Genomic DNA, 16185 nt, shown 5'->3' with positions numbered 1-16185 from the left:
GATCCTGATTAATCAGGATCTAACTATTATTTTTATTAATGATTAGTTATTGCTACATTTTCTAGTACTTTGACTAGTACAGTTACGAGTACAAACACTGAGCATCGCCAACAGCATGAAGAACCAGCCAAAACTGCCCGATTCACCAACGTCTTCACCGGTAACGCTTATCGCCATGGTTTGTGCTACCGCCGAGCGCTCGCCGTTGTGACCGGTCATTTCAAATAGAAAACGCTTACCGTCGGCATTGTTCGGTACGGTGAAACTAAGCACATTGTCATTAACGCTAAGCTCTGCTTTTGGTCCTTCAACTTGTTCCCAGTTATAGCTCAACATAGGGTTGTCAATTACCGCATCAATTAGTGATGCTGTAATGGTAACGATCGTACCTGGGTCGACATATTGCTCGGTAGCTGATAAATCAAACACTGGACGGCCCTGCACCATAACTTTTGTTGTCATATGTGAGTATTCGCCTTCATCTTGTTCATTTAACACTGAATAAACTGCTGGCGTTACATTGGTTAAACCCTCAACTTCGGCGTAATGAATAATTAACGACACCGTTTGCGCAGGTGCGCCATTAACGTGTAGATATTCCCATGTTAAGGTGTCACCTTCCTGGCTAAAGTCGATATTATCCCCTGCAGACTGTGCTGCCTGACCAGACACTTGCGACTGCTGCGTAAGTGATTCAACTATGCTGCCAGTAACTAAATCGATAGACATTTTATAGTGACGATCTTGACCGGAGTTGTTTTCGGCAATAGTGATGTCAAAGCCGGCACGTTCGGTATCGGCATCATTTGATAACAGGCTTAGTTTTACATCGTCTTCACCACGGTTCAGGGTGATGTTAACGATACCAACGTTATTTAGTTGTTGTTTTGAAGTGGCGACATTGAGTAAGCCGTAAAAACGCTCATCTTTAACCATGTCTTTGTCCCAATTTAACGTTGTCGGTACTTCGGCGCCACGGGCAACACTTTTTGGTGCTTTAACGCTTAAGCTATCATCATCACTTTCTACAACACTGACCGACAGTTTAAAGCTATCAAGCACCAGTGCTGATGGATCAAATCCTTCATGTTGTGAATTGTTGTAGTGATCGCCAAAGTTATGCACCATGACCCAATACTGACCATTTTTTGGGGTTGGATAGTCCAACATTTCGTTAGAGCCGGCGCCGTTGCTCCAAAAATAAACAGCATCTAACTCTTTTTGCTGGATCACACCGTCACTATTAAAATCTTCACCAACATAAATATCTAAATCAGGTGATGACGTCTCTAATACTTCGACCACCAAACGCGATGAACCCCACGGGATATTCAACGGAATTGCCACTAGGCCTGGTTTTCCAGGCAGGCGCACGTCTTGGTAGATTTGTGTTGGGTTTTTGGCTCTTTGTACGTTACCATCAAAGATATCGGCTTTGGTTAAACTCGATGCGGTGATCGTTAATTCATCGGTACCAACGGTAACAATATCTTCCACACTCACTGAACCACGATTACGGTGGGCATTAATTTCAATGCTTTCCGGTGTATCACCGGCATCAAATTCTACCGCTACCGGTAATGATACTTCCGGTATTGTGCTGTCTGTTGCGCTCATATGCACACGGCCGTTAACCCAAACATCGTCAAGTTGACCAGTTAGAGTTGCATAAAAGGTAACACTGAATTCTTCACCAACAACAACATCTATACTTTCACCGTCACGGTTACTAGAAAGCTCAAAACCTTCACTCAGATAGCTGTATGACAGTTCCCAACTCGCAGCTTTGGTGGCTTTAAACGTACGGGTCCAACTACATTCAAGTTCACAGTCACCTTTTGATAAGCTGGCAATATTGATTTTTGATGGTTCACCATGCCAATCGACAATTGGTTCACGAGTTGCATCGCGTAAATCACCCGGATCAACTTCTTCTTGTGGCCCGCCATCAGGATCATCGATTATCATTCCTGGAATATCGCCAAATGGGTCGGCGGTCAGGTAACCATTTTCGGTTTCATGCATAATAAGACCCGAAGCAATAGCCAGGTCAACGCGCGCCATACCGGCACCAGTTTGATGTAAATTCGCTGGTTCGAAGGTTTGCTCGCCGTCTTCAAACGCGCCATAATTTTTTAAGCCAGTGCTGGAGGTTAACATCAGTGCCGATTGCGTCTCTGCTGCTGACCAGTTAGGATGCGCGCCTTTAATTAGGGCAAACATACCGGCAACATGCGGTGACGACATTGATGTACCCGTCATATAAACAAAATCTTTATCGCTCTTTAATTGCTCAGGCCTGTTTTTATCGCCCATGCCTTCGCCTAAGCCTGCCGCCAATATTTTAACGCCGGCAGAAGAAAGATCTGGTACCAGGTAGTCATGGCTATATGGATCCGGTCCACGAGATGAGAAATTTCCCATGATGCCGGCAAAGGTATCATCTGCGACTAGTTTTGAATTACTAATGGCTACTTTATGGCCTTCACCTTGCTCTAGCCATTCGAGTAATTTTTTACCTGCTTTGCGCTTTAAATGCACTGCCGGCAATACATGGAAATCATCCATGGTCGTATCAAAACGTGTATCCGAGGTATTGATTAAGATCATACCGGCTGCGCCAAGTTGCTCAACCGCATAACTCTTTGACATGCGGCTTAAAAAGCCTTCAGTAGATTGACCACCACGGTTACAGATAACGACCTTATCTTTAACCCTCTCTGTAGGCATAGAATCAAGACCACAAGCTCCGGCAATGGCATAAACATCTACAGCATTCATATTGTCATGCACATGAGTATGTTCATAAGCAATTGGGCTATTATATTCATCAGTTGTATATGTGTGCTCATCATAGCTTTCGTGATAAAAATCATCTTCATCATCGCTGCTATGGGTATGAGTATGGCTGTGACTTCCCTCTCCTGTGTGCTCTACATCTTCGGCAAATACTACCTCAGTGGCCGCTAAACCAACGGTAGCGCCAGAGCCAACAAAATGATCAATATCAAAATCTTCAGCGCCGCCAGATAGCGTTGCCACTTTGTCATTAAAAGCACGATTGTGCGTATTAGCCGCAACCCCGGTAACCCAAGGGGCATTTGCCGGTGTTCCAATGGTATAGCTGCCATTATAACCAGTGTTACCAGCCGACGTAGCAATGGAAATACCCGCTTCACGCGCTGCTAAAAATGCCAGCGAAGTAACTTGATACCAAGGTGACTTTACTGGACCACCGATGGAATAGTTAGCAACATCAGCACCGGCTTCAACCGCATGCTCAATGGCTGTAATGGTGTAACTTTGATTACAGCTGCCATATGAGTTACATACCTGATAGGAAATAATATTGGCATGCGGTGCTACACCGCTAATTTGCTCGTAAGTAAAGGTTTCTTCATACACTTGTTCTAAAAGACCATCTCTTTCAGCTTCGGTGCGAATATTTCTGACCACATTACCGGCTGCAGTTGATGCAGTATGTGTGCCATGGCCATTGGCATCTTGACCGGTTTCGGTTCTGGCATCATCCATGGTTTCATTGATGATATCTTTTCCAAATACACCAACGCCAACAACACCAATAAGTTTATCGTTACACCAGTTCTCTTGCGCTGGAATAAATTTGCCACCAACTGTACGGTCGGCACAATCTCCCAGGTAAACCCCTTCACCTAACGGGTTAGTATGGTTATAACCATCGGCACCAACGTCGGCAAATGACGGATGAAATGGCGGTAAGTTCTCGGTATCGTAAATATCTTCAACCGGCTCCAGGTATGAGGCAATACCACTGTCAATAACGGCAACAATGACACCTTCACCCTTATGGCCTGGGATCTGATTATCGGCAGAGCCGTTCCACACTTTATCGGCACCAGAATACGCTGGGCCACTATCGGTATCGAGTTGGTCGATACCAACCTGCTCTACCGCTTTTATGCCATCAAGTTGCAGTAACAATTTCGCCTCAGATGGCGATAACTCGGTAACAAAGCCGTTGAGAACAATAGAGTAATCACGCTTCACATTGACTTGGCGCTTTAAGCGCAATTCCGCGTGAAGCTTGGCTTCTGTTTGCTTGGCCGCCAGATAGCCGCGATAGCGCTTAGACGCCATACTCTTGGTATTTAACTTGCCACCTTCGCTGGCATTACTACCTTTACTGGCAAACACATTGGTTGCGGCGTAGTTGCTATTAGCACCATCATAAGTCGCTAACGGCGCATCCTCTAAAATAACAAAGTATTCATTAGCATTGCTGCTAGTTGCTTTGGCCAAATTGGCTAGCACTTTCGCTGATCCTTCATTGTTGGCAGTTGCCCAATGAAGGGGCTGGCCATCTTCGTTGCCAAATACTGCGGCATTCACGCTTACACTGGTGACAATACCGGCGGCAAGCATAGTCATTGATGAAATGACCTTGTTTTTATTAAATTTCAAAATATATCCTTACAGCAAGCGTTATTTAGCTTGCTGAATGCTCTTAACTAAACGACGGCGGGTTAGCGCGATAACGGCAAATAGCAACATGGTTGCAGCACCACCTGAGGAGCCTTTAGACTCTTGCTCTGTATCTTCACCGTTTGAATTTTCATCTTTGGCGATATTAAAGTGAATATCGCTGGCTAAGGTATGAACACCGTCGGTAACCAAAATACTGGCGCTGAATTCACCATTTACCGTAGGCGTACCAGTTAATATGCCAGCCTTGTCTAAGTCCAAGCCTTGCGGTAATTCGCTGGCGCTAAACACCAAGCCTATGCCGTCGATATCGGAGAAATAATGAGCAAAGCTGATGTTTTCAATTGCCTGATGTTGAACCATGGTAATATCACCTATGGCGGAGAGCAGTTGCGGAGCATTATCATTGGCATTGCGCACATTCACCTTAATGGTGTCAGCTGCTGATTGATAATTACCACCACGGCTTGAAACTGTTAACTGATAGGAAGCAATGTCTTCAAAATCAAGCATTTGTGGGTCTCTTACCGATAAAACCCCTTGCGATGATAAATGAAATGGTGCGCCAAAACCGCCGTCGAGCAGCCAAAGGTCGTAGTACTCACTACCTCGACCATAAGTCTCTCTAATGTACTTGCTGGTGGTTCGCACAGTGCCAATTACATCACCAATTTGGGAATCTTCAGACACACTAAACTCTTGCCCTTTTGCCACGCGTACATAAGTTGAGTTGTTATGAGCAATGCGTTTAAAGCCTGATACTGGATCGAATACATAACCACCTTCACTACATATCACCGGATTAATTTTGGACGTTGGGTTGTGAATTGTACCGCCACAGGCATTGTCGCGAAGATAAGACACCAATGCGCGCTCACCTGGTTGCAAGGTAATTTGGTTAGTCCAGTTGGCATCAATATCGGCAACGGCTGCATTTTTCAGTTTAATTGCCACACCGGTAAGAAATGAGTTATCGCTAATAACCGGTGGCGGCGCGATTAAGCCAGTGATATTAAAAGACACGCGCCAGAACAATTTATCTTCAATATCACCATTATCACGAACCAAGTTCTTAGCGTGACAAACCGCTGTTGTTGATTCTTTGTAAAAGTCACAAATCAGGCCATCAGGGTTACGGTTAGGCGAGCGAAATTCAAATTCAAAGGTTTTTGAATGACTAGCAGTACACGTTGTAGTTTCTTGTTCATCATAAGAGCCACAGTGAAATTTGAACTCTTCTTTATCCTCTCCTACAGACAAGGCGACCCATTCGGCTAAGTCGACATCTATCGTGTCTTCGTCATAAATTTTAATGCAATTGTCGTTATTATCTTTGATAAATCCGGCACTACATTCTACGCTTACAACTTCTTCTTGATCTTCGATTTCACTGACAACACTGTGCCCACCTAAATTGAAGTTATGGGTTAACACGTCATCATAGTAGCCCGGGATGTTATCCCGATCGGATGAAAACTGCAGACCGATGATGTCGTTAAACGTCTCAGCATTAATAGGACCGTGGAACAGTTTATCCGTACAAATATTGGTCACTATGGTATCACCACCAGGTACCGCAACCGTTTCTAATTCAGTCCACTTGTAGCGAGTTCTTGGATTCCATGGGTTGTAAGGTAATTTTTGGTCAACATACTGAGTAGCAAATTGCTGTTGTTCGTTTAAACGAAGATCTAAACGGGTTAAATGGCCGGCCGTATTTTGTAACTCGTCCAAAAACCTTGCTTTGTTGTCAGCCATTTCAATTGACTCTTTGTTGTACAATTGAATAGACGTCATTACTCCGGCAAAGCGGTCAAAATGTTTTGATGTCGGCAGTTGAATTTCATCAAAGTAAGTGATTGCCAGGCTTAGCTTGTTGCCTGATAAACATTGCTGTTCAGCAACGATATCGCCAGCAATGGTTTTAATGATATTACCAGTGCGCGGGGTACCTATTCGATAATCTTCACTATGATAAATTATCGGCATAGCATATAAAGTTTGCGCTACATTAGTGACGTTCTCCACTTCCACACGGTTATAGTCTTGAGTAACAGCATATGGCACTTTATTTCGCCAATTAGCATCGTGTGGCGGTCTAAAGTCGTTATCATTTGCGCGGATATTGGTCCAGGAGTCTTTGTTAAAACTGTTATCAACGGCAAAGATTCCACCACGACTTGGCATAATTAACCAAGGGATATGAATTGATGCTCCAGGGCTTACTTCATGCTCTAGGGTAATGTTTCCGTTGATCGCATATTTGTCCCAATTTGCACTACGAAAGTCCTGTGTGAGTGCAAATGGATTTGCTGCCAACTTATTTTCATCAACGGTAATTGTGACAGGTACGCTGACTTCAGTAAGAGGCGGCAGGGTAATTTGTGATGGGAACGATACCGCAACAGCGTTATTATTGACTTTATCACCATTTTTATTGATCACAACATTATAGTGTTGGGTTTTATCAGACAGGTTTTTAATCACCACCTCTTTGCTGAAGCTGCTTTGGCCAAACACTTTTACTTGTGAGAAGTTCAAGCTTGGCTGGTAATTGCCCTTTTGATACATCAATGCATGTGATGTTGTTGCTGCTATCGGGTTTACCGAGCCGCCGCCAACTTGGGCAACACCGTGGGAGTTAGCAATATTGTTAATGCCGGTATTAACCAACAAGGCTTTCACTTCTGCTGCGGTTAATTGCGGATGAGCATCCATAATACTCGCTGCAGCGGCAGTAGTACGAGTCAGCGCTAGCCTGTCATTGTCTTCTAAATTAACATAACCGGTATTACTGGCCACGCGCGGTGCGATCATTTCATCGGTTACCGATACTACATCAGGTTTTAATACCGACACCGGACCACGGGTTGGGCCGACCGGACTGTTGGGATTAATCGCATAGCTGGTATCTTCACGATGGGCAAAACCAACGGTTAGCGCCTCTGGGGCCATGCCTCGATAGGCAATATTGTAATAAGTCTCATTTTGGCCAAAATTACCAGCACCGGTGATCACTAAAGCACCGGTTGCGGCAATATCACGTACAAACTGTACACCAACGCTTGAATTAGAATGGCCCGTATCATTATCATCGACAAAGGTCCAGCCACCAACAGATCTGGAGATCTGGATAATATCTGCACGGTCAGAAATATCGCCATCTAAATTAGGATCAATCGCTAACTCTAATGCCGCGACAAATTTCGCATCAAAGTAGTTATCTCTAAATACATCGCCTTCATAGGAAACACCTTCCACCTTGTATGCCAATATTTTGGCATTAGGTACGGCTTGCAATACGGCTAATGCCGTAGCAGAGCCATATCCGGCTTTGAATTCTAGCGAGTCCCAACGTCTATCGGTGATATCTGAATGATACTCAAGCGGGTTGTAATCATAACCGCCACTTTCTGAGACAAAATCGAAACCACCAATAACCACATCATTGGGAAAACCTTCCCAAGCGTTGGTGACGTTTTGAAAGGCGACGCCGTAATTATCGAGCTTATCGTTTTTTTCACCACCTAAAGCGGTATGAGTGTAATCAACACCTTGGCCGATGATGGCAACAGTGACATTGTCACCGGCGTCATTAACTTTTAAAAACGGGTACTTAGAGTTAAAATCGCCGCCAGAAAAACCTTCGCTATCATCCTTTGCCGCCATTTGCTGGTTACTTTGCTCATCTAAACTGAAAATAAGAGATACAACAGCGACATCGGCATGAGTTTTCAAAGCATTGGCCGCATCTTCATTCAGCTCAATGGTCAACATATTGCTTAATAAGCGCGTGCGCAATGCAAGTTTGACGTTGTTGTCGTAACGTTGAGCGAAGGCAAAAACATCGTTTTGAACTTGCGTTATTTTGGCAAGTTTCGCTTTGGTCTGTGGATCTTGGTGTTGTAAGCCTGCGGCATCAGCTTTAAGCGTGATGGCATAAACTCCTCGTGCTGGCTGCTTGGCAAATGTGCCTTGCATAGCCGGTGCAGAGGCCGCGGTTGACGTATCACCACTATTAGCCTGCGCGATTGCTGGTGACAGCAAACTGCTAGCAAATACTGCGATAGCGGTTGATTTAAAAATCATAATGTTCTCTTTAATGTTTCCAAAAGTTTCAACTTTAATGCTTAGAATTAACTATGTATTTAAAGCCCGTCGGTTATTGTTATTATTAAAATTGTTGATAAAAGTCGTAAAAATAAAGTTTTTGCGAATGATTAAGATAAAAAATATAAATATGACGAAGCCAGTTTGACCAGTCGCACCAGCGCCTTTCCTATCTGGCGCTAACACATCGATGGTCACATTTGCCGTTACTATATTTCCTTGCTCATCGTGAATTTGATAACTCAAACTTTCACTGCCACTAAAGCCAGCTGCAGGCGTGTAGCTAATTTGATTACTGCTTATGCTAACGTCGCCCCGCCCTTGGTAAGTGATTGAAACAAGGGTTAGTTCATCATTAAGGTTTTCATCGGTGTCATTGTTTAGTACATCGAGATGGTTTTGGCTTTCAAAGCTCACCTCAAAATGATCAGAGCTGGCAACAGGAGAGAAGTTGTTATTGATGGCAAAAGTGTTTACTGAGACAGCAAAAAAGATATTATCTACACAGCTTATTTTTACCCGGGCTGTGCTGGTGTTAATTTTTGGCGTTGCAACATCAAACTCACCATTGTTATCTACCTTGCTCGCCAAACGAGTGTTAAAGTGTTGACCACCATCGCCAGATAAATCAATGTTTACATATTGACAGTTTATTTCGTCATTTTGAGTATTGGCAACATCCCAGGAAATAGTACTGGTTGCAGTTTTAAACCAAAGCTCATTGGCATTTGGCGACAAAATTTGAAACGGCGTAGAGTTTTTCAAAACTTGTAATTTTACCGCATCAACGGCAATACCACCTTTGTTATCACGCACTGTTACTTTAAAATTTAACTCTCTGTTAGTAGTGGCGTAGCTTTCCCCTATCACTAAACTACCCGATAAAACACTATCCATATTAGGGAATATTCTGCTTGCTTCGTGGCTTGGTTTGTTTGAGCGAAATAACGGTTTCAATCCGTCATCTTGCATCGTCTCTATATTGTTAGATGCGCTGCCTAAATCGAATTGTTCAAAGGTAAAGGTAAGTTCATCAAAATCACTGTCGCTGCCGCTGGCGGTTAATTCAAATGGAGTTTGTGCTGGGATAACATAGTCACGGCCAGCATCAACTGTAGGCGCGTTATTTGTGGTTGCAAAGGTTTTCCCACAAGATTGGCCTATTTGCCATGGATCAGCAGTTAAATATTCAGACATTTGTTCGATTGAATGGATATGAAAGTAATCATCGGCACTTGCTTGTAAGTTCTCGCCATCAATCGCTTGACTCTCGCTACCACAAAGTCCGGCATAGGACATTATGGTTGAACCACTGCCAGGCTCATACGCAGACAAAAACACACGATTGCCACCAGAGCAATAGCCACTTTGACCATTAAATGAGTGTTCAGCGCCAAGCTGGTGACCAAGCTCGTGCGCAACAAAGTCAATATAAAAACTATCACTAACAGGGCGTTCACTTCCGGTTACGCCCATCGCCTTTATTGGGTAGTATTCTTGTTCATCTTCGACATAAGCATCGTTATCACACGTTGCGGCGACCACGGCCAAGCCGCCACCTCCTGTACTAAGCACATGACCAATATCAAAGTTATTTATGCCAAGAGTTTCCCGTAATACTTGAGGATTGTTATATACGTCTTGGTAGGTGTTTACGTATGGGTCACTAGCTGAGTCTAAATAAATAACGTCATCGCTGTGCTCAGCGAGTTGTAATTTAATGCCAAGTTCAACTTCAAACACTTGGTTTAAGCGGTTTACCAAAGTAGTAATGGCTGATAAAACCGTGGCTTTACTGCCTCCATGAAACTGGCTGTACTCACCGGTAGCAGCAAACGCAATGCGATATACTTTGTTTATCGCTTGCGTGGCATTTGACTTTTGCGCCATTAAAGGTTGCGCTTTAGCGACCTTCAATACTTGTGATTCAATAGCGGACGTTGTCGATACAACATCTTTTTTATAGTAACTTTTATACTGCTTGTTAACCTTTCTTTTGCTTTCTAGGTTAGTAACGCTGTTGTCATTTTCTATGCTATTTAGGTTTTGTCTGAAATTTTGTTCAGGGTCGATATAAATGGTTTTATTGTTGTAGTTGATTACGCCATGAAAGCCCTGTTCAGTATAATCAAAGCGGCCGTAATTATTTTTATTGTCAACTTGCACACCCTGGTAGGTTTTTATATTAGGGTATTTGGCGGCTAACGAAACTGGTAAAACATCAGATTCAGTAAATCTAAATTCAACCATGCTGCCATCAGGCATTGGCAGGGTAATGTTTTTCTGAGCTTGTTGCAGTTTGTTTTTTATTAAGCTGATATTGAGTTCAAGAAGGCGAGACTGATTTACCGATACTTTCTTGCTGGCAAAGTTATCTTGCTCAATTGGTGAAGACGAAACGTCTTGCCATATTGACTGGCTCGCATATGCAACACCTACACAAGCATAGAGCAAGTAGGTAAATAGTAGAGCGACATTTTTAAGTAATTTAGATAGCGTCATAAAAACCATGTGTTTAATAATAAAAAACGCTAAATTGCTATAAAGCTAATTTAGCGCCATGGATGCTATCTTTAATTGTGGTATTAGTTAAGCTGAGCTAATCTGCGAAATCTTTTTTTTTCACCTTTTATTCATCTTTAAATTATCTTTTATTATTTATACGATACACATCAATAACTTAAAGCCAGAAACAACATTCAGCTATGCGTGTAGTTAAAGCATAAATACTATAAAAAAGGGCCTTTATTCAGAAGAAAAGCTACATATTTAGTCATATGATGTACAAGAAACTAAATAGGTTTATATAATTACTGCTTTATAATTTCAGTTGAATAGATATTTGCATCATATACGCGGTTACGTGTTAGCAAAAATGTTTGCTGATCTGCAGTTGATATGCCAAAGCCTTTATGGATGGTATCTGAGGGAAATTTGGTAGTGATTTTAAATGTATCCTCACCTAAATAATTCAATAAGATATCACTTTCATCATCACGGTAGATAAAATAGATACTGTTATTTTCCCAAAAGAAGTTTCCAAAATCGCCTTGCTGTAACCCTTCAATAATCCGAATTGAATTTTGTGTTTCAGGGTTAAACTGCCAAATTCCATCCTCACCTTCTTTCGTTATATACAGCATATTATCATCGCCCTCAATTGCGTATATATCATTTTCAAAGGTAACTTGGGTGATCGTTGAATTATAGATATTCATGGTGAATATTCCAGAGCCAGCTTTTGTTTTTGACGAAAAATAAATTGCATCACCGCTACGATTCCAGGTTGGATTTTTTGGCTCTAATTCGCCGGTATTCAGCGGGGTTAATATTCCGTTGGGCAAGTCGCCTAAGTAAAGTTGATACTCATTAGTTTCGTCTGCTTTTAAACTGACTACAAACTTATCACTTTTGGGTGACACTGCTGAGTTCAACACTTCACCAATACCGTTGGTTAAGTTTTTTTTACCTTTTACAGACTTTATCCATAAATCGATTTCTCCTGAGCGGTCTGAAACAAACAGAACGGCACCAGTGTTGGGGACATAACGACCAAAATAATTACGATAGATAGATTTTACCCGACTTACTTCTCGGTTATCTTGCAATAATGAGTCCTGGATTATAAATTCATGATCTAAATGCCTGGAAAAATATACTTTATTATTCGATTGACTAATGCTCAAGCCCGAGGATGAATCGATATAATCAATTTCTTCTAACGTCTGATCTTTTAAGCCATACCTTTGTGTAGAATAATTACCATTGTTGAAAATGGTCATATAAATAGAATTTGTACTGTAATGCCAATCAAGACCTAGAATACCTTCAAGGTCACTAATAAGAATTTTATCTTTTTTGTTCACCTCTGATTTAACTAGACTGGTTTTATTATCTTTAATTCTTACAAATACAAGTTGGCTGTTATCTTGAGAATATAACCCCATAACATCTTGTTCACTGGCTTTAGGAAAACTAACTGGCTTTGCTTGTTTTTTAGACTTATTACTAACTAATTTTAAGCTGAATAACTGTGCCTCACCATTAATTACTTTTGGATAAATGAGAAACTGACCATCGTCAGACCATGATAAGCCACTTTGTTGGTGTTGATAAAAGCAACCGGTATCTAAAATTTTAATTTTTTCGGTAAAGATATGCTTCGTACGTACCTGACATTCCCCTTTTTTGGTCAAGAGTAAAAACGCAACCGTGTCACCAGTGACCGACCAAACTGGCGACGATTTTTTAGCCTGACCACCAGTCAACGCTCTTATTGGTTTATGATTATCAAATAAGTCTTGAATATATAGTTGAGATTCGTTTTCGTCCTCTTGCCAGCGAAAGGCTAGATACCGTTCGTTGTAAGAAACCGCAGGCTGCTCTTCAATCCCCTGCAACTCTGTCACTTGTAAAGCCACATGATCTGCAAATTGATATTTATCCTCTTGGGTGTATAAAAGATAACTAAGACCAGCAATTACTATTAAAAGTAAAGAGGCAACCGACGCTATCATCCAGCCTTTTTGCCAAGGCTTTAAACTAGCATTTGGTTGTTGTGCTGCTTCTACCTCAGCGTCTGAAGCGATAGGCTTTGGCGTTATAACTAAAAAATACCCAACTTTATGTAAAGTTTTGAAAACCTCTTCATTTTCAGCGCCTAAGTCGCCAAAGGCTTTACGCAACTGCCACATAGCATTGGTATAACCTCGTTTGCCAACACCTTCATTCCCTTCCCAAATAACGTCTATGGCGTGGCTTCTTTGTACGAAACTGTCCGCATTTAAAATAAACAGTTTTAATAATTCAAATACCTTAACGGGCAACTTTATCGACTTTTCATCACTTGCTACCGTTAATTCATGACAATTAATGGTAAACCTATCAATTTTGTATTTTGCAAAAGTTAATTTAATCATGATGCTGTATCTCTAATACGTTTTCATTTCAGTTAATTTCTTCAGCTGAGGGAAAGTGCCATTGTTTATCTATCAGAGACGCTTGGGGTTTATATAATCTAACGACATAATGCCATTTTTTAAAAATGTTTAAGTTATTTATTGCTCCTGAGTTACCAAAGTTTATAGTAATACTGCCATCGACGTTTTTTTTCAATCTTGTACTATTTATGCTGTAAACTGCCTTATCGCTTATTTCATAATAACCGCGTTTATTGTATATACTGATAGACCAAAAGGCATCAACAGGCACATCATTTACCGTTAAAGAGTGCGGGGTTACTCCATCATCATTTTTAATATTCCCGAAGATATACATAGCATATTTTTGTGGTAAACCTCCCCAAGAAAAAGCTGCAGAATATCTATTTTTTTCAGGGTCAACCTTACTAGCTTGACCATAACCTTCTAGTAATTGATCTTTATCCAGCTCTGTTAGTAGTATTTTTTCATTAACTTTTGCAAAGCTCTCCTCGTCATATTCAGGCACAGAAAATTCACCGATACTTTCTTGCTTCAACAGCACGGAATCTTGCAATTTATGAGCTATTAATAAACTTTCTTTATCTGTATGGTCAATAAAAGTTCGAATGACAAGAAAAGCATATCGGCTACCAACTTCACTTTTAGTTAAGGTGTATTTACCTGCATAATAAGCTGTAATTGAATGACTCTGATTAACAACCATTAATGATTGATACTTTCCGTGAGTTTCTGGCATGGTTATATCAAGGGGAGTAGTTAAATCAACGATAGCATAGGAATAAAGCGTATCTAAATTTACATGCTTAGTATCTTGATTGTTTAAATCATACATCCATCTGCTATGAAAAAATTTACCAAAGGCAGAAAATCTCTTTACGTATTTTTGCATTTGCCTATCGGTTTTTGCCGTTACAAAGTTATCGTTAGTTACAATAACTTTAGTTTCAGCCTTCATTGGGTTGATTTCACTTATTGTTGCAGAGTTGTCATGACATGACGATAGTAAAAAGATTGATACAAAAATGCAGTAAATTTTAATATGTACTAGCTTAAACATTGAAGCTCCAAATTTAACTCTTTTGCTGAAATAATGAAAAAAAATTAAAAGAAAAGGGATGCAAAGGTTAATTTTCTTATTATTAACTTTAGAATAGTACAGCTTATTTTATTAGCAACAATCAATTTAAAATAACTCTTGTAATTTCAATTGCTTGTTTTATTTATACTAAAGATCTCGAAGCAATTAACCATCGCCCGAAAAGGTGAAAAACAAAATCTATTGTGTTCTGGCCACAAAGATTCGAATTTTTTGCAATCCCTAATAGAACGACTTCAAGCGCAATAAATGCGCTTGAAGATGTTAAATGTGATCGATAGTTCTATATTTGCTGAGTTGGAAACCCTGCAAACAACGCTTTAACCACTTTTGCTATTTCTTGACTACGCTCTTCTGGTGTATCAAGTTCTTTAACAGATTTTTGAATTGAGCTTCGCCATATAGACTTTTGAGATTTGTTGTCAACCACATCTATAATTATCGTGCCTTCAACATAATCGCGAGTATTAATATGTGATTGTCCATAGGTACCATATCTGCTGTAGGTAACCGGAGTTGAAGTGACTTTAATTTTTTCTTTAGTTACCACGAAATAACTAATTAAAACATCTGCCGAAGTTTTATTTTGTACGTCTAAATGAAGTTTTGACAGTTCTGCTGAAATTGAGTCGTTAATGCGATCTCTATTCATATCACTTAAATATGGATTTTTATACTGTTCATCACCAACAACATAAAAGCTATCAACTGCTTTAAAGTTATAGGCACTATTGTAATCGCTGTCAGCCTCATAGGTTGTGCTACAAGCCGACAGTAGTACCAGCAAAGGTATAATCACTAGTTTTATTGCTTTCATAAAAACCTCGTTTATCAATGTATTTTACAAAATCAAGAATAAAGCCTTAATACTAATAACTCCAATAACAAAACCTGATGACGCAATATGCACCTCAAGCATAATGGTGAATGTCTAATTAAAACATTTTTCAATATTGTTATTTAGCGACTAAACTAATCTTATTGTACATTCACACAATTAGGCTCAAATATGAACTTAGAAGAAATGGTCGCTATTGCAGAAATTTGTGGCGGCTTTGCCGTATTGGCAACGTTAATTTACTTAGTTGTGGAATTAAAAGAAAATTCAAGATTGCTAAAAGCCAAAGCGACCACGGCAACATTTCTTGGTTGGTCACGATGGAATGAACGAATGAGCGTTCACCCAGACAAGGAGCTAATAACTCGTTCATTCAATCCAAATAACCAGTTAGAACACTTTAATCATGATGAAATTGTCGTATTAGATTTCTTTGGTCGAGCCGCACTACAACGATTTATGGCTGGCTACTTCCAATACAAGGCCGATATTTTAGACAATGAATCGTGGCATCATACAATAAGCTTTTGTCACAGTTTTTTGGCATTACCGTTTTGGGCGGTGTGGTGGCAGGAAGAAAGTAAACAAATGATTTATTCAGAAGAATTTATTAAAGAGATTAGCAATGCTCCGCTGGTAAAATTATCAATAGGTGAAATTTTTAATCAACAAGTGCAAACACAAACTTAAATAAAGCAGAAAAATCTGCTTTATTTAAGCTTTACTGTAAAACA

General features: G+C 40.6%; 7 protein-coding genes. 1 reads left to right on the top strand and 6 read right to left on the bottom strand.

Features of this window, described 5'->3' with window-relative positions; all coding sequences use genetic code 11:
* Positions 1-42: 42 nt before the first annotated feature.
* From RGQ13_RS07610 to RGQ13_RS07585, 6 genes are all read right to left on the bottom strand, one after another.
* Positions 43-4443 (bottom strand): S8 family serine peptidase, encoded by a 4401-nt coding sequence (locus RGQ13_RS07610; protein ID WP_348392956.1) that lies wholly within the window; start codon positions 4441-4443, stop codon positions 43-45.
* Between the two features lie 21 nt (positions 4444-4464).
* Positions 4465-8553, bottom strand: a complete 4089-nt coding sequence (locus RGQ13_RS07605) for a S8 family serine peptidase (protein ID WP_348392955.1) — start codon at positions 8551-8553, stop codon at positions 4465-4467.
* Positions 8554-8604: 51 nt separating this feature from the next.
* A complete protein-coding gene (locus RGQ13_RS07600; protein ID WP_348392954.1) occupies positions 8605-11076 on the bottom strand; it encodes a reprolysin-like metallopeptidase in 2472 nt (823 codons plus the stop codon).
* Positions 11077-11384: 308 nt separating this feature from the next.
* Positions 11385-13493, bottom strand: a complete 2109-nt coding sequence (locus RGQ13_RS07595) for a winged helix-turn-helix domain-containing protein (protein ID WP_348392953.1) — start codon at positions 13491-13493, stop codon at positions 11385-11387.
* 28 nt (positions 13494-13521) lie between these two features.
* Positions 13522-14574: a DUF1214 domain-containing protein gene (locus tag RGQ13_RS07590; RefSeq protein WP_348392952.1), complete on the bottom strand. Its 1053-nt coding sequence runs from the start codon at positions 14572-14574 to the stop codon at positions 13522-13524.
* A gap of 322 nt (positions 14575-14896) precedes the next feature.
* Positions 14897-15430, bottom strand: coding sequence for a DUF4136 domain-containing protein (locus RGQ13_RS07585; RefSeq protein ID WP_348392951.1), 534 nt, complete (start codon positions 15428-15430; stop codon positions 14897-14899).
* A gap of 192 nt (positions 15431-15622) precedes the next feature.
* On the opposite strand from RGQ13_RS07585, the gene RGQ13_RS07580 reads away from it, so the two are divergent.
* Positions 15623-16141 carry a hypothetical protein gene (locus tag RGQ13_RS07580; RefSeq protein ID WP_348392950.1) on the top strand — a complete coding sequence of 173 codons (519 nt, stop codon included), beginning with the start codon at positions 15623-15625 and terminating at the stop codon, positions 16139-16141.
* The last annotated feature ends 44 nt before the right edge of the window (positions 16142-16185 follow it).

It is taken from the genome of Thalassotalea psychrophila (genome assembly GCF_031583595.1).
GTDB lineage: Bacteria > Pseudomonadota > Gammaproteobacteria > Enterobacterales > Alteromonadaceae > Thalassotalea_A > Thalassotalea_A psychrophila.
This window is presented reverse-complemented; position numbering and strand designations above follow the sequence as displayed.

Coding starts and splice junctions, on each gene's coding strand:
- RGQ13_RS07605 (WP_348392955.1), bottom strand. CDS start 8,553: ATGATTTTTAAATCAACCGCTATCGCAGTATTTGCTAGCAGTTTGCTG.
- RGQ13_RS07600 (WP_348392954.1), bottom strand. CDS start 11,076: ATGACGCTATCTAAATTACTTAAAAATGTCGCTCTACTATTTACCTAC.
- RGQ13_RS07595 (WP_348392953.1), bottom strand. CDS start 13,493: ATGATTAAATTAACTTTTGCAAAATACAAAATTGATAGGTTTACCATT.
- RGQ13_RS07590 (WP_348392952.1), bottom strand. CDS start 14,574: ATGTTTAAGCTAGTACATATTAAAATTTACTGCATTTTTGTATCAATC.
- RGQ13_RS07585 (WP_348392951.1), bottom strand. CDS start 15,430: ATGAAAGCAATAAAACTAGTGATTATACCTTTGCTGGTACTACTGTCG.
- RGQ13_RS07580 (WP_348392950.1), top strand. CDS start 15,623: ATGAACTTAGAAGAAATGGTCGCTATTGCAGAAATTTGTGGCGGCTTT.